At 34.5% G+C, this 18,436-nt stretch carries 20 protein-coding genes and 1 riboswitch; of the genes, 15 read left to right on the top strand and 5 right to left on the bottom strand.

All coding sequences use genetic code 11. From position 1 onward, the window contains the following. Positions 1-8: 8 nt before the first annotated feature. The 4 genes from ecsC (at position 9) to AC0IXC_RS20455 (ending at position 3,706) form a co-directional block, all read left to right on the top strand. The gene (ecsC, locus tag AC0IXC_RS20470) at positions 9-716 is read left to right on the top strand and encodes an ecs operon protein EcsC (protein WP_002030211.1); all 708 of its coding nucleotides are present in this window, start codon (positions 9-11) and stop codon (positions 714-716) included. 137 nt (positions 717-853) lie between these two features. Beyond that, positions 854-1,591 (top strand): (Fe-S)-binding protein, encoded by a 738-nt coding sequence (locus AC0IXC_RS20465; RefSeq protein ID WP_471653207.1) that lies wholly within the window; start codon positions 854-856, stop codon positions 1,589-1,591. 2 nt (positions 1,592-1,593) lie between these two features. Further along, the gene (locus AC0IXC_RS20460) at positions 1,594-3,024 is read left to right on the top strand and encodes a LutB/LldF family L-lactate oxidation iron-sulfur protein (RefSeq protein WP_471653206.1); all 1,431 of its coding nucleotides are present in this window, start codon (positions 1,594-1,596) and stop codon (positions 3,022-3,024) included. Next, the gene (locus AC0IXC_RS20455) at positions 3,005-3,706 is read left to right on the top strand and encodes a LutC/YkgG family protein (RefSeq protein ID WP_098636580.1); all 702 of its coding nucleotides are present in this window, start codon (positions 3,005-3,007) and stop codon (positions 3,704-3,706) included. The genes AC0IXC_RS20460 and AC0IXC_RS20455 overlap by 20 nt, the downstream gene beginning before the upstream one ends. Positions 3,707-3,864: 158 nt before the next feature. On the opposite strand, the gene AC0IXC_RS20450 is transcribed toward AC0IXC_RS20455, so the two are convergent. The 5 genes from AC0IXC_RS20450 to AC0IXC_RS20430 all read right to left on the bottom strand — a co-directional run bounded on the left by AC0IXC_RS20450 (position 3,865) and on the right by AC0IXC_RS20430 (position 6,592). Beyond that, positions 3,865-4,179, bottom strand: a complete 315-nt coding sequence (locus AC0IXC_RS20450) for a DUF1433 domain-containing protein (RefSeq protein ID WP_113769077.1) — start codon at positions 4,177-4,179, stop codon at positions 3,865-3,867. 292 nt (positions 4,180-4,471) lie between these two features. Then, positions 4,472-4,729 carry a hypothetical protein gene (locus tag AC0IXC_RS20445; RefSeq protein WP_031302351.1) on the bottom strand — a complete coding sequence of 86 codons (258 nt, stop codon included), beginning with the start codon at positions 4,727-4,729 and terminating at the stop codon, positions 4,472-4,474. A 249-nt stretch (positions 4,730-4,978) separates the two neighbouring features. Next, positions 4,979-5,299: a DUF1433 domain-containing protein gene (locus tag AC0IXC_RS20440; protein ID WP_243499520.1), complete on the bottom strand. Its 321-nt coding sequence runs from the start codon at positions 5,297-5,299 to the stop codon at positions 4,979-4,981. Positions 5,300-5,409: 110 nt separating this feature from the next. Continuing rightward, positions 5,410-5,730: a DUF1433 domain-containing protein gene (locus AC0IXC_RS20435; RefSeq protein ID WP_061689379.1), complete on the bottom strand. Its 321-nt coding sequence runs from the start codon at positions 5,728-5,730 to the stop codon at positions 5,410-5,412. Between the two features lie 538 nt (positions 5,731-6,268). Continuing rightward, on the bottom strand, positions 6,269-6,592 hold the full coding sequence (locus AC0IXC_RS20430; protein WP_001220548.1) for a hypothetical protein: 324 nt from the start codon (positions 6,590-6,592) through the stop codon (positions 6,269-6,271). Between the two features lie 113 nt (positions 6,593-6,705). Here AC0IXC_RS20430 and AC0IXC_RS20425 point away from each other — a divergent pair, with 113 nt between their 5' ends. The 11 genes from AC0IXC_RS20425 to AC0IXC_RS20375 all read left to right on the top strand — a co-directional run. Next, positions 6,706-7,911: a lipase family protein gene (locus AC0IXC_RS20425; RefSeq protein ID WP_471653287.1), complete on the top strand. Its 1,206-nt coding sequence runs from the start codon at positions 6,706-6,708 to the stop codon at positions 7,909-7,911. Between the two features lie 14 nt (positions 7,912-7,925). After that, entirely contained in the window at positions 7,926-8,222 is a 297-nt protein-coding gene (locus AC0IXC_RS20420) for a hypothetical protein (RefSeq protein WP_001137435.1), read from the top strand. Positions 8,223-8,423: 201 nt separating this feature from the next. Then, positions 8,424-9,005, top strand: a complete 582-nt coding sequence (locus AC0IXC_RS20415; protein ID WP_201066287.1) for a TetR/AcrR family transcriptional regulator — start codon at positions 8,424-8,426, stop codon at positions 9,003-9,005. A 2-nt stretch (positions 9,006-9,007) separates the two neighbouring features. Then, positions 9,008-9,142: a hypothetical protein gene (locus tag AC0IXC_RS20410; protein ID WP_277956409.1), complete on the top strand. Its 135-nt coding sequence runs from the start codon at positions 9,008-9,010 to the stop codon at positions 9,140-9,142. Positions 9,143-9,380: 238 nt separating this feature from the next. Continuing rightward, a complete protein-coding gene (locus tag AC0IXC_RS20405; protein WP_471653205.1) occupies positions 9,381-9,857 on the top strand; it encodes a PH domain-containing protein in 477 nt (158 codons plus the stop codon). Then, the gene (locus AC0IXC_RS20400; RefSeq protein ID WP_201051428.1) at positions 9,850-11,289 is read left to right on the top strand and encodes a PH domain-containing protein; all 1,440 of its coding nucleotides are present in this window, start codon (positions 9,850-9,852) and stop codon (positions 11,287-11,289) included. Before AC0IXC_RS20405 ends, AC0IXC_RS20400 begins: the two co-directional genes overlap by 8 nt. A gap of 201 nt (positions 11,290-11,490) precedes the next feature. Beyond that, entirely contained in the window at positions 11,491-12,144 is a 654-nt protein-coding gene (locus tag AC0IXC_RS20395; protein ID WP_002030230.1) for a DUF975 family protein, read from the top strand. Positions 12,145-12,362: 218 nt separating this feature from the next. Beyond that, positions 12,363-12,797 carry a hypothetical protein gene (locus AC0IXC_RS20390; protein WP_002087154.1) on the top strand — a complete coding sequence of 145 codons (435 nt, stop codon included), beginning with the start codon at positions 12,363-12,365 and terminating at the stop codon, positions 12,795-12,797. A gap of 9 nt (positions 12,798-12,806) precedes the next feature. Further along, on the top strand, positions 12,807-13,070 hold the full coding sequence (locus AC0IXC_RS20385; RefSeq protein ID WP_215590878.1) for a CPCC family cysteine-rich protein: 264 nt from the start codon (positions 12,807-12,809) through the stop codon (positions 13,068-13,070). A 417-nt stretch (positions 13,071-13,487) separates the two neighbouring features. Further along, complete coding sequence (locus AC0IXC_RS20380) at positions 13,488-14,024, top strand: TetR/AcrR family transcriptional regulator (protein ID WP_215590879.1); 537 nt, start codon at positions 13,488-13,490, stop codon at positions 14,022-14,024. A 172-nt stretch (positions 14,025-14,196) separates the two neighbouring features. Beyond that, a riboswitch (cyclic di-GMP riboswitch) is annotated at positions 14,197-14,287 on the top strand. Between the two features lie 60 nt (positions 14,288-14,347). Beyond that, positions 14,348-18,436: SpaA isopeptide-forming pilin-related protein (locus AC0IXC_RS20375; RefSeq protein ID WP_471653204.1), on the top strand; the 4,089-nt coding region annotated here is incomplete at its 3' end.

Below are 18,436 nucleotides of genomic sequence, written 5' to 3'. Positions count from 1 at the left end.
ATGAACCTATGATTACATATGAAGAGAAGGTTATAAAAGAATTGGAGCAGTGGAAAGCTACATTCATGAAAGATTCTTCTATGATGACACGGTTCTCTAAAAAAGTGCAGGTGAAAGTGCAACAACTAGTGCCCGCGAAAGTGCAAAAGGTACTAACAGAAACGATTCGGATGATGGTGCAAACAATTAGTGCTGGATCAAACTTCATAAAACCGAAGCTAAAAGAAACGAACTGGTCACTGCAAAGACGAGACGATGAAGTACGTAAAAAAATGGATGAGTACAAAAAAGTCGCAGCGGCAGAAGGGGCAGGAACAGGAGCAGGTGGTATTCTCCTTGGCCTTGCCGATTTCCCGTTATTACTTACTATTAAAATAAAATTTTTATTTGATGCAGCAACATTGTACGGATTTGATACGAGTAAAAAAGAAGAGCGCCTTTTTATTCTTCACGTTTTCCAACTTGCTTTTTCAAGTGACGATCACCGAAAAGAAGTATGGAAAGCGATTGAAACGTGGGATACAGAAGAAGAAAATCATATGGACTGGGAAAAGTTCCAAACAGAATACCGAGACTATATCGATTTAGCAAAAATGCTCCAGCTCGTCCCGATCATCGGTGCCCCGGTCGGCGCATATGCGAATTATCAATTATTGCAAAGGCTTGGGGAAGTGACGATGAATTGTTATCGTATGCGCTTGCTTAATAGAAATTAATTTGTTTTACAAAAAGTATCCTAAATTACACATTTAGGATACTTTTTTTTATTTTTATTCATATTTTTAATTTTTTTACCAATAATATACAGATAAAGTTACTTGAGCTTACTTTACTGTATTTAGGGGTGCAAAATATGAAAGTATCAATATTTATCACTTGTGTTGCAGATGTTTTTTATCCAGAAGTAGGGAAAGATGTTGTGGAAATTCTTGAAGATTTAGGGTGTGAAGTTGATTTTCCAAAAACTCAAACTTGCTGCGGACAACCTGCTTATAATAGCGGGTATGTGAAAGAAACAAAAACAGCTGCAAAACATATGATTGAAGCCTTTGCTAGTTCAGAATATGTTGTGGCACCATCGGGGTCTTGCGCTATGATGGTTCACGAGTTTTCTAGCTTATTTTCTGAAAGTGAAGCGGATTGGAAGAAAAAAGCTACTGAACTTGGAAATAAAACATATGAATTCACACAATTTCTAGTTGAAGTGTTAGGGAAAGAAGATTTAGGTGCGGAGCTTCATAAAAAAGCAACGGTTCATACATCTTGTCATATGAGCCGATTAATGGGGATTAAGGAACCACCGCAAAAACTATTAAAGTGTGTAAAGGGACTGGAAGTTGTTTCATTGGCGCATAATTATGATTGTTGCGGATTTGGAGGGACATTCTCGGTGAAAATGCCAGAAATCTCTGAGCAAATGGTTGAAGAAAAAGTAAAGCATATTATGGAAACCGGTGCGGAATTGTTAATCGGGATGGATTGTAGCTGCTTAATGAATATAAAAGGACGTTTAACACGTAATGGTTATCCAATTGATGTAAAACATATTGCTCAAGTATTAAATGAAGATCGAAAACAAGGGGGGATATAGAGATGGGAATGAAAATTGGGAACGATCCCTTTCATAAGCGTACTGCAACAGGTATTGGGGATCAATTTATGCGACAGGCTGTCAGGAAAGCGCAAGATGGTCTGAGAGTCAAGAAATTAAAAGCTACTGAGAGTCTTGGGAACTGGGAAGAATGGCGAGCTTTAGGAGAAGAAATTCGAAAGCATACATTAGAAAACCTTGATTATTATTTATATGAGCTGAGTGAAAATATTGAGAAAAACGGTGGTTTCGTTTATTTCGCAAAGACTGCAGAAGACGCAAGGGAATATGTAAAAGAGATTGTAAAAAAGAAAAACGCGAAAAAAATTGTGAAATCAAAATCGATGGTAACGGAAGAGATTAGTTTAAATGAAGCGATTGAAGAAGCTGGAGCGGAAGTGTTAGAAACAGATCTTGCTGAATTTATTCTACAAGTGAACGACCACGATCCTCCATCACATATTGTTGTTCCGTGTCTTCACAAAGATAAAGAACACATTTGTGAAATATTTAAAACAAAGTTAAATTACACTGGAACATCTGATCCTACGGAAATGGCGAGGTTTGTAAGATCGTATTTACGTGATGATTTTTTTGCAGCGGATATAGGGGTGACTGGATGTAACTTTGCTGTTGCAGAGTCTGGGTCAATTTCTATCGTAGCAAACGAAGGAAATGCAAGACTTACTACGACACTTCCAAAAACGTTGATTACAGTTATGGGGCTGGAACGTATTGTTCCAACATGGGAAGAGCTTGATGTTTTAGTAACACTTCTATGCCGAAGTTCTGTAGGACAAAAGTTAACAAGTTATATTACAGGGTTAACTGAGCCTGGCGGAACAGATGGACCTGAGGAATTTCATTTAGTCATTGTTGATAATGGCCGTTCCGATATTGTAGGAACAGAATTCCAAAGTGTCCTCCAGTGCATTCGTTGCGCGGCATGTATTAATGTGTGTCCTGTATACAGGCATATTGGTGGGCATGCATATGGCTCTATTTATCCAGGACCAATTGGAGCTGTGTTGACACCGCTTTTAGGGGGATATGATGAATATAAGGATTTACCTTACGCATCTAGCCTTTGTGGTGCTTGTACAGAAGCGTGTCCAGTGAAAATCCCGTTACACGACTTATTAATTAAACACCGCAGCCGCATTGTAGAAGAAAAACAATCACCCGTAGCTTGGAACGTGGCTATGAAAGGTTTTGAAAAAGCGGTTAAGAGTCCTAGACTATTTTCTTTTGCAGCGAAGAGCGCTCCGTATGCATTAAAACCTCTTGCAAAAGGGGATAAGATCGAGCGTGGAATTGGACCGTTAAAAGCTTGGACGGATGCGAGAGATTTTCCAGTTCCGAAAAAACAACCGTTTCGAGAGTGGTTTGAAAAACACGAAAAGGAGAACAATGATGGCCATCCAAAATCGTGAGGAATTTTTACTCCAGTTATCAGAAAAGCTTGGTAGGAAACGTCCAGAAGCAGTGAAAAAACCGAACTGGTCTTTTTCCCCGCAGTGGGATGTTTTTGACGGACTGGCGCAAGATGAACTTGTATTAAAGTTAATAGAGCACTGCGAAGTGATTCATACAGAAGTAAAGCGAACAACAAAGGAAAACCTTGTTGAAACATTGGGGTCTTTTATAACAGATTGGAATATCAAATCTGTTATATGTTCGAATGATGAGCGCTTTAATGAGTATGGTCTTACGCCATGTTTCAGCAATGAAGGAACAACACATTTTCGTACATGGGGATTAGATCATAAAGAAGAGGACGTAAAATTTGCGAAAGCTGCTGACCTTGGCATTACGTTCAGTGATATGACTTTGGCAGAATCAGGAACCGTTGTGCTATTTAATGATGGGTTAAAAGGAAGACATGTGAGTCTTCTTCCAGAGTCATATATTGCAATCGTTCCTAAAAGTACGATTGTACCAAGATTAACCCAAGCTACAAAACTGATTCATGATCAAAGTAAAGCGGGAGAAAACTTGCCGGCTTGTGTGAACTTCGTTTCTGGTCCGTCAAATAGCGCGGATATTGAAATGAACCTTGTCGTAGGTGTGCATGGGCCAATTAGAACAGCGTATATTATTGTGGATGATCAATAATGATTTACGTGTGCGAGTTGGAAATATAGATGAAACTTTTTCCCGTTTATCTAAATAGGAATTGATTTGTCTTATAAAAAAGACATCCTAATCACACATTTAGGATGTCTTTTTGTTCTAATGATTAATGTTTAAAAGGAAAATTTCAGATTGTCTTTTCAGCGTTTTAGGCTGAAATTAGTGGTAGAGATAGAACCGATATTATAATCATCTTTATAATCAATTGAAGTAGTAAATTTCTTATTTGTATCATCTTTGATATGACCCGTTATAAAAATAGTTTCGATATCATTAGAAGGAAATCTATGATTTGTAATAGTCACTTCTAAATTCTCTTTTTCTTTGAAATACTGAATGGTTTCTTCTGTTGCTTTATTAACGATTTGTTGTTCAGTATTTTTTTGATCTATCGTACATCCTCCTAAAAGGATAAGTGTGAAAGTAAAGAATAATCTTATAGCATATTTTTTCACGAATAATCACTCCATGAATTTTGCGTTATATTCCTCTTAACTAAATTGTATATCCACAGAATATGGTGTGGCTGGGTATAAAGAAACGGGACTCCAAAGTAAAAAGGTTATTAGTTTTTAAGCTCTAAATTTTGGAGTGAGACATAGATCTTATATGATATTCTCCTCCATCATATTCTGCGTCCATAGAAAAAATCTTATTTTTGTTATCTTTCACATGTCCGTTTATAAAAACTATTTGAAAATCATTGGGAGCATATAGGAATGATTTAGATGAAAATTATGGGAAGTGTTAGTATTTTAATTTTAAACTTTTACTTTTAGAAATTGAACCTATCGTGTATTTATCTCCGCTATATTGAATAGTTATATTAAATGTTTTGTCTCTATCATCTTTGACATGCCCAGAGATATAAATGGATTGTAGGTCTTTAGGACCAAACTCATGCCCAGTAATTACTACGTCCAAATCTTGCTTTTCCTTAAAGTATGTAATGGTTGTCGCTTTTGCTTCTTTTACTACTTTTTCTTCATTGTTTTTTTGATCCATAGTACATCCCCCTAAAATACTTAAAATAAATATAAAGAATAGAAAAAAACTAATTTTTTTGATTTTAATATCCATATTTATCCTCCAGTAATGGCATCTTGATTATATAAAATATCGTGATAGAAGGAATGTTTTTAGTGAAAAAAGCACTCACTTTTTCTGATAACCGTTGCTTTTTATTTCTTATAAAGAACATTCTTGAATTAAAGAAAAAACTTAAATAATTATGTTGACGTGAAACTATTAGATTTAGTGTTTAAAATTCAAATTATTAGACGCTGAAATAGAACCAATATGATAATCATTAGCGTATTGGACTGAAGCGGTAAATTTTTTACTTTTGTCATTTGTTACATAACCTGAGATAAGGATAGTTTGAAAATCTTTTTGTCCAAATTTATGATCAGTGATTGTTACATCTAAGCCCTCTGTTTCTTTAAAATATTTAATTGTTACCTCTTCTGCCTTTGTTACTATTTCTTTTTCTTCATTTGTTTTATTATTCATACTGCATCCTCCTAAAAGTATAAGTGTAAGAATAATGAATAATCTTATACTATATTTTTTCACGAATAATCACTCCATTAATAGTGCGTTATATTCCTCGCCACTAAATTTTATATTCACTGAACATTGTGTAGTGAAGCAAAAAGAAAAGGCACTCTAAAGTGCCCCAATTATTAGTTTTTAAGCTCTAAATTTTTGGTGGTTGAAATAGCGCCGATATGATAATTATTTGCGTATTCAACTGAAGCAGTAAATTCTTTAGTTTTATCATTAGTCACATAGCCTGATATAGAGATAGTTTGAAAGTCTTTTGGTCCAAATTCATGATCAGTAATTGATACATCTAAGCCCTCTGTTTTTTTGAAATATTGAATGGTTTCTTCTGTTGCTTTATTAATGATTTCTTCCTCGGTATTATTTTCATTATTACAGCCTCCTAAGGTAGTAATAATGAAAATGAAAACTAAATAAAAAAACAATCTTTTATGCAACATAATTCTCCTCCAATCATTGGTTCCTAAATTAGGGATATATCAAATGTTGTAGAAGAGAAACTTTAAAATGTTTTAATAGGTTCAAATCAATCTAGGTTTTTAAGAATTATTTGAGGGGCTCCTTTTGAAAATAAAAATAGACACCTTATTGTTAGGTGCCCAAAAGTTTGATACATTGCTTCTAAATTTTTAATGTTAGAAGTTGAGCTTATTGAATATTGATCTCATCCTTTATATACATATGAAATAATTGGAATTAATATAAAGGGCCAACAAAAATATACTTTATTTTCATATTAATTTCAGTCATCATAACTAATACTTTCAACCTTATTTTTATAATTTATATCTGCAGTTATTTTACGGTTTGGATTATTTGTTACATGACCAGATACAAAAATCACCCAAAAATCTGAGGGGGCGAATTCCACTCTTGTCACTGTGACACCTAGCTTTTTATCTTCTTTAAAATGTTGGATTGCGATCTTTTCTGCTTTTTCTTTTAATGCTATTTCCTCATTTTTTTATCCATATTGTATTATTTTTTTAGAGAAAAATTCGTTGAAACAGAACCAACATTATAATTATTATTGTAATCTATTGTAGCAGTGAATTCCTTGCTTTCATCATCTTTGATATGACCAGTTATGAAGACTGATTCTAGATCATTAGAAGGGAACCTGTAATCAGTAATAGTTACATCTAAATTTTGTTTCTCTTTAAAGTAATTAATTGTTTTTTCTGTTGCTTTATCTACTATTTGTTTTTCTTTATTATTTTCCTGCATATTACATCCCCCAATTATTGTACTTACAAAGATAAAAAAGACAAAAAAGGTAAATTTTCGGATTTTAATTCTCATGTTTACCCTCCGTTAATGTTGTTCTATAATTTAGAATATACTAAATATCCCGAGGAGGGAATACTTTGGATAGCAAAAATACACAAGAAGTGTTAGATTTAAGCTTTTATCGAATGGCTAAAGATGCGTATAAATCAGATAAAGAGTTAAGAAATGAAATTACAGTGAATAATGCGAATGATGATACTTTACAAACATGGAAGGTCCGTGAAACATTCCACGACAAACAAACCGGAATGGACGCAGTAGTCTTTGAACGAGATGTCGATGGGAAAAAGCAAGTTATGGTAGCTTTCCGAGGTACAGAAGGGGATAAAATTATAGAGAAAAACTCTTTAGGCATTCCGATGAAGTCAGGGGAAGGCATGAAGGATTTAAAAACGGATACCAATCATTTTGTATTACGAGAAGGTGTTCATGAACCAGCAGCACCTCCTGTAGCAGGGACTGAGAATGAAGGTTCAAAGAAATATTGGAATGAAGAGAATCAGCGCTGGGAAACACACAATCAATTCGAACAGGCTGAAAGGGTCATGAAACAAGTAACGGATACATACAAGGACAGGGATGATGTGGAGATATATACGACGGGTCATTCGTTAGGGGGAGCTTTAGCGGAATATGCAGCGGCATCTAATGATAATGTAAGATGTATGTCATGGAATGCGCCGAGTGCAAAACATTTGTTACCGCCTGATTTACAAGAAAAAGCAAATAATGGTGAGTTTAATAATAGAATTGTAAGTGTTGTTCACGGAAATGATTCAATTGGCTATGGACCATTTGGTGCATATGAAAGTCATATAGGCTCTACTTATGCGGTAACCCCAACAATTTCGAAAGAAGAAATGTCAAAGCTATCATTACAGCAAAAGATTGGGATGGATGTTACTCGATTTTTGAATTCGATAAGTGGCCCTGGTTATCACTATCAAACAGATCAGAACTTCCGGTTTGGAGAGAATGGGTCTTTATCCAATAAATACTTGTTAAATGTAGACACGAATGAAAGAGTTTATGATTCACCAGGCGCGTTATTAGGCGGGGGAGAAATTCGTGTAGTGGTAGAGAATTTAGAACAAGCTGTAAGAGATATGAAGCGAAACGCGCAAGAATTTCAAGATAGAGTACCGAGGTTAATTTCTAATATGATGACATTATTAGAAACGGCTGAAAGTAGACGGGTAGAAGCTAAAGTAAATAATATACGTGGACATGTAGAGCATTTAAGTTTTTGGTACATACGAACAGCAACGGAAATTTCAGATTTTATTGAGAAGAAAGCCGATGATTATAAGAAGACGGATCAACAATATTAAGGGAGAAGATTAGGATGCCGAGAATTTACTTAAATGAAGAAGCATTGAACCAAGCCTTACAACAATTTGACCATATGATCCAAGACTTAAATCATAATAAAAGAGTTGTAAGTAATGTACATAATTTACTCTTATCAAGCTGGTCGCAACTTGGAGTGGGGAAGAAGGCCATTAGTGATTTAGAATCTTTTAAAAAAGATATCGAAAGAAGGATGGAAGAATTAGAGTCTGATAAAAGGGAGTTAAAGGGTGCGATTGATTTATTAAAAGCGCTAGATCAAAGTTATGATTACATGGGGCCTAAATATTAAATTACAAGAAGCACTCACAAAGGTGCTTTTTGTAGTTTAACTGGATTAAAGATTATTGTAGTCATTATTAAGGAATATGATCCTAGATCCATAATGTAGATTGAAAAAGTAATATACAATTTTGAATCAAACTTGCAAACGATGATTTTTTATTTTACAATTTACTTACCGACTGGTAAGTAAAAATAAGTGAGGTACAGTATGACAAAGAATTTACAAACATCGCAAAACATTGTAGAGGCATCATTTAAACTCATGGCAGAGCACGGTATTGAGAAGATGAGCCTTTCTATGATTGCGAAAGAGGTAGGTATTTCAAAACCGGCTATTTATTATCATTTTTCTTCTAAAGAAGCGTTAGTTGATTTTTTATTTGAAGAAATTTTTTCTGGGTACCATTTTGCAAGTTACTTCGATAAAGAGCAATATACGAAAGAAAACTTTGCAGAAAAATTAATTGCCGATGGTTTACATATGCTCTCTGAGTATGAAGGACAAGAAGGCATACTACGCGTCATAAATGAATTCATCGTAACTGCATCGCGAAATGAAAAGTATCAGAAACGCTTATTTGAAATACAAGAAGATTTCTTAAATGGTTTCCACGATTTATTGAAGAAAGGTGTGGAACTTGACGTTGTGTCACAACAGGCAACGGAAGAAAATGCTCATACGTTAGCGCTCGTGATCGATAATATGAGTAATTACATGTTAATGGGATTCCAGTTAAAGTATAAAGAAATTTGGATTCGAAATGTGAAAAACGTCATGAAGGAGGAATAAAAGTGAAAATGCAAAAAAACTGGTGGCTCGGTTTTCTTGGATTTATTGGCATTTATCCCGCATTAACGGGCAGTAAGACCCCCACCTCAAAATTCAGCGAAAGCAAAGAAGTTAGGTGGGGGATCAACTGCCCGTAAAAGCCCGATTGGTGAGGGCTGATTAAAGTTTCACTTTATAAAATACCAGGTATGATTGAAGCTTTTCAAGCGGATGGAAGTTGGATGAAGTTAATCGGCTTCATTTGGCTACTTTGGTTCGGATATTTTATTCCTGAGAAGAAAGATAAAGAAGAATAAATACTAATTTTCTGTAAAGTTATGTAAAATATAGATTGAGGGTATTCATATATTAGATTAATAGATTTGGAGTGGTTACATGGATCCATTGAAAAATGAAATTCATCCTGACATGGTCAAGGTGTGGAAAGTTCGTGCTGTAATTGAAGAAGGGATAGGTATTCTCGTCATCTTAGTATACCTTTTCCTCATGATAAAGTTTGATTGGTGGGCGTGGATTTTGTATGTGATGGTTGGGTTAACAGTTGCGCTAGCACCATTTTCGTACTTTTTATTCCCGAAACTACGTCAGCGTTATTATAGCTATAAATTAAATGAAGAAGAGCTTGAAATTCAGCACGGTCTTTTCGTTGTAAAGCGCGTATTAGTACCGATGATTCGTGTACAGCACGTTACAATTGAACAAGGACCAATTATGAGAAAATATGGATTAGCAGAATTACATATTTCAACAGCGGCAACTTCTCACAGCATTCCAGGCTTAACGATGTACGAAGCAGAAATGTTAAAAACGAGAATCGCAGAATTAGCGAAAGTGAGTGATGAGGATGTATAAGAGGCAGCATCCCATTACGATGTTATTAGAATTAAAAATAACAGACTTTATACCATTATTTATTTTCATGTTTAGTTTAAATGGAAAGTTTCCATTTTGGTATTTAATTCCCGCTGGATTCGGTTTACTCACCGTCTTTTCAGCGTTTGAAAAATGGTATTACACAACATACTGGGTTGAAAATAACGTATTACATGTGAAACAAGGGCTCTTTGTGAAGAAGGAGAGCTACTTAAATAAAGAACGTGTTCAAACGATTAATACAAGTTCAAACGTGTTATATCAAATGCTCGGTTTAAAGAAAATTCAAATCGAAACAGCTGGCGGAGGCGATGATGCCGAAGTAAGCCTAGCTGGTATTACAGAAGATGAGGCGAAGGAGCTTATTTCCTTACTAAATGAGCCAACTCCAGAAGTAAAAGCAGAAGAAACATCAGAAGAAGTAGTAGAAAAAGAAGTTATGACAGAGGAAAAGCAAGCGACAGAGTACAAATTAACTTTGAAAGAAATTTTATTAGCATCTGTTACATCTGGTCAGTTTGGATTATTATTCTCATTAATCTTTTTCGTGTATCACCAAGTAGATGAGTACATTCCGAAATGGATAAAAAATAGCGTAGAGTCGTATGTAATGGATCATGATATATACGGCTGGATTTACATGGTAGCTATTTTACTCGTCCTTTCGTGGATTATATCTACAATTGGTTACGCGTTAAAACATGGTAATTTCACAGTAAATCGAAAAAACGATGAAGTGCGTATTTCTCAAGGATTACTTGAAAGGAAAGAACTAGTACTAAAGTTACACCGCATTCAAGGGATTACGATAAAAGAAGGTATTTTCCGTCAGATGTTCGGTTATTGTGCTGTGCAAGTCGAAGTCATTCAAAGTAAGGGATTGGGAGAAGAGAAAGACAAAGTTACGCTGCATCCGATTATTCGAAAAGATCGTGTGCAAGAGTTACTCGCTCATTTACAATTGCCATATGAACTGAATACAAATATTACTGCATTACCAAAAGCAGCCTTGCGCCGTTATTTAATTGATAGTTTCATTTTCTTCGCAATGCTAGCAGTCCCGCTTACTGGGATAAGCATATACTTTGAAAAGTATTTCATCATGTGGGCGTTGTTACCGCTAGCTATCCTCATCTTTACACTTGGATACGCAACATTTAAAACAAATGGTTACGGTGTAAATGGAGAACAAATTACGATTATACATCGTAGTATTGGGAAACATACAGGACTTGTAAGAAGAAGACACGTCCAATCAATTGAAAAAACACAATCATATTTCCAGCGCCGAGCGGATTTATGTACGTATACGTTTTCTAGTGCATCATCGAATTATAAACTAGAGCATACGAGAGTAGAAGATGCGGAGAGAATGCAGGATTGGTATAAGAAGAGAATAAGTGAGAATTAATTTGAAAAGGCTTGCCTAGTATGAAAGGCAGGCTTTTTTGTTATGGAGAAATGAGTAATTTGATTCATATATGGGTGCAAATACAGCTCACATTTCTCAATACGTATCAGAAAAAAGTAGTACCTTTCTATTTCAGGGAAATTCGTGAAATTTTTGATATAAATGGTATACTAATATAGAAATAATATTAGGAGGTTATATATGATAAGTCAGTTGAAAAGAGAAGCACTTGATGCATTAAAAGGAAAATGGGGATTAGCGGTAGGGGCAACCTTATTACTTGGAATCCTTATTGGAGCTGTTGAACTTCTAATTACAGGTGTTTTCTCGATGTTTTGGGGTTGGGAAGAAGCAAGTGATTCGCTTACAGTAAGTATTATTGCAATGCTTGTTATTGGTCCGTTAACAATAGGCGCCTACTATCTTGTTTTAAATGTAATCCGTGAGACTAGTGCTCGCATTGGTGATTTATTTAGATGGTTTAGCGATGGAAGTAAGCTTATGAAGTCGTTTTTAACATATTTACTAATGTATGTATACTTGATGCTATGGACATTACTTCTTATTATTCCGGGTATTATTAAATCATTTTCTTATTCTATGACGTATTTTATTTTGAATGATCGTCCAGAATACACAGCGAATCAAGCAATTACCGAAAGTCGCCGTATGATGAATGGACATAAAATGGATTACTTTTTACTATGCTTAAGTTTCCTTGGCTGGTTCATTTTAAGTATTCTTACTTTAGGAATCGGTTTCTTATGGTCTGCACCTTATTTCTACGCGACATCGGCAGCGTTTTATGAAGAGATTTCAAAAGAATATTATAAAAAAGAAGGTACTACCTTCTAATAAAACACCTAAACCACTTATCCCCTAAAGAATATAGGGAACAGACGGTTTAGGTGTTTTGATATGTGTTCTGTTTTCGGGTTCACTTCAGGATAAGGTATAGGTTTTTATATAGAAATTATTCCCTCTATGTTTTATCATAGAGGGTTATTTTTTTATGTAAAAATGATAGGAAATAGTGAATAATATATGTGAAGGGAAAAGTGAGGTGAGCATGATTGAGGAAATTTTTAATTCCGTATTCCCATTCTTTATTAAGCTTATTTATTTCAATGACGATAGTTCAAATATACGATGAGAAGGGGATTTTCGAAGGAGGGCTATTTTCTATTTTTACGAATCTTTTTATTGCTATGGCCAACATGTTGGCTGCTACTTTGATAATTGGAATCCCTGTTGTTTTAGTTGGCTGTCTTCTTGGGGAGATATTGTTTAGGTGTGTTATTTTACCTGTAAAGCTACATTTTATTCCATCCTTAATTTTATATATTCTCTTAGCTATAAGTATTGTTTTTGGTTATGAAGTTATATCTGACGGGTTCCCTACAATATATGAAAATACGCGTATTGTTGTAATGATGTACTTTATGGGACTAACTGTCATTTGCTCTATTACATTTTTAGTAAGCAGGACTACATATGAAGAGAAATAAGGTGATTATATGAAATACACTTGTCCATGCTGCAGATATAAAACGTTAGAAGAACCACCAGGTACATATGAAATCTGTAACATATGTTATTGGGAAGATGATTCTGTTCAGTTTAACGATCATGACTTTGAAGGCGGAGCAAATGAGCCCTCGTTAAGACAAGCGCAGAGAAATTTCATTGCGTTTGGTGCTTGCGAGGAATGCTTTGTTGAATCAGTTAGAAAGGCGACTAGTGAAGATGTGAGGGACGCTAGTTGGAGAGAAATTTGTTAAGTGGTTTATAGGTAGAAAATGTTATTACTTATAGAAAGAGAAGTAATAACATTTTTTATTTAGTGATTAAAGGATTGGCACCGTCTTATAAAATAAAACAATAAAGCTGATAGGGTGGTAGGAAGACCAGCGTCGAAAAATGCTTGAAAACTAAAGGATAGGAAATCGACTCGTTAAAATTGTATTTCACATTTATGGGGATATTAGGAATTTATATAAATGTATAGATGTATAGTCTACGGAGTGTATTTAATGTTATCATATTGGATGATATGGAAATTTTTAATAGAAGAAGCAACTAACAATTCAAATGTAATGAAGCCTATATTGAATAAAAAATATCTAGTAGTATTCAACAATATTAAAAATAAAATACGTATTTAGATAGAATTAGTAGAAATGAGGGTTTAAAAAGGAATGAACACGAGCATAACACGGCAAAAAATTTTAGCCGCCGCTTCTCAAATTGTTCAATTTAAAGGAGTAGCTAAGTTAACTTTAGAAGCAGTAGCAAAAGAGGCAGGTGTAAGTAAAGGTGGGTTATTGTATCACTTTTCAAATAAAGAAGCTTTAATAGAAGGCATGATACTTAAAGGGACAGAGGAGTATCATGGTGCTATTCATAATAAGGTAACGGAAGACACAGAGAAGAAAGGAAGGTGGGTTCGTTCTTTTGTAGAGGAAAGATTAAGTAATGAGAAAAGAACAGAAGAGTTGTGTAGTAGTATGATGGCAGCATTAATGCTAAAACCGGAATTACTTGAGCCATTACAACAAGCATTTCAGCAATTGCAAACTAAAATAGAAAATGATGAAATGGATTCTGTTTGTGCCACAATTATTAGATTAGCAGCTGATGGATTATGGTATTCGGAATATTTAGGGATTGGAAGACTAAGTTCTGAATTAAGAGAAAAAGTGATTCAAGCTCTTATCAATGCTTCCTATAAATAGAATATACAAACTATAGAATAAAAAATAATTCCCCATTGGTTTATTTAATCCGATGGGGAATTATTTTTTTATTAGAATAATAGAACAATTTTGCAGGGTGTTGAATTATAACCGTCCAGACGGTATAGTAATATTTGGTTCAAAAGGAAAATGAAACAAAAAAAGAATAAAAAAATATTTTTAGCACACTATTCGAAAGGATAGGCCGCAAAGCTTAGAGTCTACGGTAATATATTGGTTACTAAGATCGTCTGGTTGCACATTTTTGATGCAACCGGACGGTCTTTTTTTGTTATATAAATATAAAAAATTAGGAGGAAATTATGCAAACGAAAAGTACTAAAAGGCACATTTCAATGGTTTCATTAGTTTTTCTAGTATTATTTTCAGTGCTGAATGTATGGGCTCCAGTTATTCAAGCCGCTGTGATAAAAAATCCAGTGGACGAGATTAATATTTCTCGTACTGATGGCACAACATCTGAACCATATCAGGCTTCAGATGGTATGAAAGTAGAAGTGAAGTGGTCAGCTAAAGAGCAAATAAAAAGTGGAGATCAATTCACAATTGATATGCCAAAAGAATTTAGAAAAGATCTTATGAATATGAGTTTTCCTTTAAAAGATGCTGAAGGCAAAACAGTTGGTACATGTGAGATGAAAAAGGGTCTATTAACGTGTACTATGGGTGATTATGTAGAAGGAAAGAATAACGTTAAAGGTTCTTTATTCGTAGAATTTTACTTTGGTCTAGAAGCATATGATGGTGTCCAAAAAATCCCATTAGAATTTAACGTTGATGGTCAAATCGTAAATAAAGAAGTAAGTGTAAGTAATACGACAGAGAGACCGAAGCCGCAGCCCAATACAGATAACCTATTGAAATGGGGTTCTTATAATCAAGAAGATCCGTCCATTGCTGATTGGCTTGTATATGTAAATGCAACTGGAACAGAAATGCAAGATCTTAAATTAACAGATACATTAGGACCTGGGCATGAGTTAATTACAGACAGTGTAGTATTAGAAGAGGCTGTATTTGAAGATGGTTATGCACCAACAAATATTAAGCCAGCAGATTTATCTAAAATTAAAATCAATGCAACGAAGACTGGATTTACAATTGAATTTCCAGACAGTTCAAAAGGTTATATTTTAAGATATAAAACAAAGATTACCAATCCCGCTGCAAAGCCTCATAAAAATACAGTGAAATTAGAAGGCAAAAATATTAAAACTGAAGAAAAAGTAGGAGAAGTATTCGTAAGTGGTGGGGGAGGAACCGGTTCAGGCGACGATAATCCACCTAGTATTGAAAAGAATATAGTTGATGAGAATGGTAAGCTTGTAGAGAATCAGCAGTTAGCGCAAATGGATCAACCTATTCAATATCAAGTTGGTACACATATACCAAACGATCCTCCTAAATACACATCTATGGTAATTAGTGATGATTTAGAAGATGTATTAGAAGTATTAGAGGCAAAAGTGTATGATCAAAATGGCCAAGATATTACTTCTAAAGGAACACTAAAGATAGATAAACAAAAAAGTGAAGTAATATTTACGTTCGGTGAGAGTTTTGACTATAAGTCATATGAGGACCAGATAATTAACTTGAATATTAAGGCGAAAATTAAAGCTGATGCAGACTTATCTTCTTACGTAGATAAGAAGATTCCTAATAAAGCAGAATTACATTTTGATGATAAGAAATTAACATCGAATGAAGTAACGGTTACGCCGCCGGAACTTCCAAAAGAAGGTACAGTAGCTATTCATAAAATAGATGCTGAGGATCCGAATAAAGAGTTAACAGGTGCCGAATTTGAAGTTCGAAATAGTGAGGATAAGGTTGTTGCAGTACTGAAAACAGGCGAAAAAGGTTTTTCAGCCCCTCAAACTTTAGCACCTGGAACGTATAAAATTTATGAAAAAGTAGCACCTGAAGGATATCAAAAATTAACAAGTCCGGTAGAGGTTACACTTCAAGCTGGAGAAACAAAAACAATTGAAATTAAAAATACCATGCAAAAGGGTCAAATTGAATTAAAGAAAATTGATTCGGAAAATGGTGGTAAAGCATTAGCAAATGCAGAGTTTGATATAGTAAAAGACGGTGTAGTAGTTGAGCATATTATTACAGATAAAGACGGTAAGGCAATTTCTAAACCGTTAGCACCAGGAAAATATATTTTAAAAGAAACGAAAGCGCCCGAAGGATACCAATTAAAAGAAAAAGAGTTCGAAGTAAATGTAACAGGGGACGGCATATTCCCAATAACAGTAGAAAATGCAATGGTAGACAAAGGTAATGTAGAAATTACAAAAGTGGACAAAGAAAGCGGCGCAGTATTAGCGGGTGTCGAATTTGAAGTCCAAGATGAGAAAGATAAAGTGGTAAGAAAAGTAGTAACAGATAAAGATGGAAAAGCAAACGTTTCAGATCTATCAGTAGGAAAGTACAAATTAGTAGAGACGAAAAGCTTACCAGGTTACAAGAAACTAACAGAATCAGTATCATTTGAAATTAAAAAAGGTATGACGACAGTCCTATCATTGAAAGTAGAAAATGAGCAGTTAGACAAAGGCTCATTAGAAATTACAAAAGTAGATAAAGACAGTCAAAAAGTATTAGAAGGCGTAGTCTTCGAAGTGCAAGATGAAAAAGGAAAAGTGGTAAAAAAAGTAACGACAGATAAAGATGGAAAAGCGAATGTCTCAGACTTATCAGTAGGAAAATACAAATTAGTAGAGACGGAAAGCTTACCAGGTTACAAAAAATTAACAGAGCCAGTATCATTCGAAATTAAAAAAGGTATGACAGAAGTCTTATCACTGAAAGTAGAAAATGAGCAGTTAGATAAAGGCTCAGTAGAAATTATAAAAGTAGATAAAGACAGCCAAAAAGCATTAGAAGGTGTAGTCTTCGAAGTGCAAGATGAAGCTGGAAAAGTAATAAAGAAAGTAACAACAGATAAAAATGGGAAAGCAAAAATTGCAGACCTATCAGTAGGGAAATACAAACTAGTAGAAGTTGAAAGTTTACCAGACTATAAGAAACTAACAGAGCCAGTATCATTTGAAATCAAAAAAGGCATGACCGAGGTACTATCATTAAAAGTAGAAAATGAAATGGTAGATACGGGAAACGTAGAGATAACGAAGATAGATAAAGATAATAAGGCGCCGTTAGCGGGAGTAACGTTTGTTGTCCAAGATGAGAAGGGCAATGAGGTGAAAAAAGTAACGACAGATAAAGATGGAAAAGCAAATGTTTCAGATTTACCTGTAGGAAAGTATGAATTAGTAGAGGTAGAAAGTTTACCTGGTTATAAAAAGTTAGAAAAACCAGTATCATTTGAAATTAAAAAAGGTATGACGAAGTCTTTAACATTTACTGTAGAAAACGAAATGGTGGATACGGGGAATGTTGAAATCACGAAAATAGACAAAGATAGTAAAGCACCATTAGAAGGTGTTGTGTTTGAAGTACGTGATTCAAAAGGTAAAGTAGTTACTAAAGTAACAACGGATAAAGATGGAAAAGCAAATGTTTCAGATTTATCTATTGGAAAGTATGAGTTGGTAGAAGTAGAAACACCAGCCGGATACAAACCACTAGAAAAACCAATTTCATTCGAAATTGAAAAAGGTAGAGTTACAGCATTACAATTAACTGTCGAAAATGAATTAGTGGATACAGGAAATGTAGAAATTACAAAAGTAGACAAAGAAAATAAAGATGCTTTAGCTGATGCCGTATTTGAGATTCAAGACGAAGCAGGACAAGTAGTCGCTAAAATAACGACAGATAAAAAAGGGCACGCACAGGTTACTAATTTATCAGTTGGAACATACAAGTTGGTAGAGGTAAATGCACCAAAAGGATATAAGCAATTAGTAGATCCTATTACTTTCCAAATTGAAAAAGGTATGACAAAATCTCTTGCTTTAACAGTAGAAAACGAAATGTTAGACAAGGGTAATGTAGAAATTACAAAAGTAGATAAAGAAGGCCAAAAAGCATTAGCGGGCGTAGTCTTTGAAGTACAAGATGAGCAAGGAAAAGTAGTAACAGAAGTAACGACAGATAAAGAAGGAAAAGCAAAAATCTCAGACTTATCTGTAGGCAAGTACAAATTAGTAGAAAAAGCAGGCTTACCGGGATACAAAAAACTAACAGAGCCAGTATCGTTCGAAATTAAAAAAGGTATGACGAAAGTTTTATCATTGAAAGTAGAGAACGAAAAGTTAGATAAAGGTTCAGTAGAAATTACAAAAGTAGATAAAGACAGTCAAAAAGTATTAGAAGGCGTAGTCTTCGAAGTACAAAATGAGCAAGGAAAAGTAGTAACAGAAGTAACGACAGATAAAGAAGGAAAAGCAAAAATCTCAGACTTATCTGTAGGC

It is taken from the genome of Bacillus sp. AC266, from assembly GCF_979253805.1.
The sequence above is the reverse complement of the archived record's forward strand: the minus strand, read 5'-3'. Positions and strand labels throughout refer to the sequence as shown.

Bases quoted from the DNA above. Each gene is read 5' to 3' on its own strand.
- AC0IXC_RS20455 (WP_098636580.1), top strand. From the start codon at position 3,005: ATGGCCATCCAAAATCGTGAGGAATTTTTACTCCAGTTATCAGAAAAG.
- AC0IXC_RS20405 (WP_471653205.1), top strand. From the start codon at position 9,381: ATGGATCCATTGAAAAATGAAATTCATCCTGACATGGTCAAGGTGTGG.
- AC0IXC_RS20415 (WP_201066287.1), top strand. From the start codon at position 8,424: ATGACAAAGAATTTACAAACATCGCAAAACATTGTAGAGGCATCATTT.
- AC0IXC_RS20460 (WP_471653206.1), top strand. From the start codon at position 1,594: ATGGGAATGAAAATTGGGAACGATCCCTTTCATAAGCGTACTGCAACA.
- ecsC (WP_002030211.1), top strand. From the start codon at position 9: ATGATTACATATGAAGAGAAGGTTATAAAAGAATTGGAGCAGTGGAAA.
- AC0IXC_RS20420 (WP_001137435.1), top strand. From the start codon at position 7,926: ATGCCGAGAATTTACTTAAATGAAGAAGCATTGAACCAAGCCTTACAA.
- AC0IXC_RS20385 (WP_215590878.1), top strand. From the start codon at position 12,807: ATGAAATACACTTGTCCATGCTGCAGATATAAAACGTTAGAAGAACCA.
- AC0IXC_RS20445 (WP_031302351.1), bottom strand. From the start codon at position 4,729: ATGGATCAAAAAAACAATGAAGAAAAAGTAGTAAAAGAAGCAAAAGCG.
- AC0IXC_RS20395 (WP_002030230.1), top strand. From the start codon at position 11,491: ATGATAAGTCAGTTGAAAAGAGAAGCACTTGATGCATTAAAAGGAAAA.
- AC0IXC_RS20425 (WP_471653287.1), top strand. From the start codon at position 6,706: ATGGCTAAAGATGCGTATAAATCAGATAAAGAGTTAAGAAATGAAATT.
- AC0IXC_RS20435 (WP_061689379.1), bottom strand. From the start codon at position 5,730: ATGTTGCATAAAAGATTGTTTTTTTATTTAGTTTTCATTTTCATTATT.
- AC0IXC_RS20465 (WP_471653207.1), top strand. From the start codon at position 854: ATGAAAGTATCAATATTTATCACTTGTGTTGCAGATGTTTTTTATCCA.
- AC0IXC_RS20430 (WP_001220548.1), bottom strand. From the start codon at position 6,592: ATGAGAATTAAAATCCGAAAATTTACCTTTTTTGTCTTTTTTATCTTT.
- AC0IXC_RS20400 (WP_201051428.1), top strand. From the start codon at position 9,850: ATGTATAAGAGGCAGCATCCCATTACGATGTTATTAGAATTAAAAATA.
- AC0IXC_RS20380 (WP_215590879.1), top strand. From the start codon at position 13,488: ATGAACACGAGCATAACACGGCAAAAAATTTTAGCCGCCGCTTCTCAA.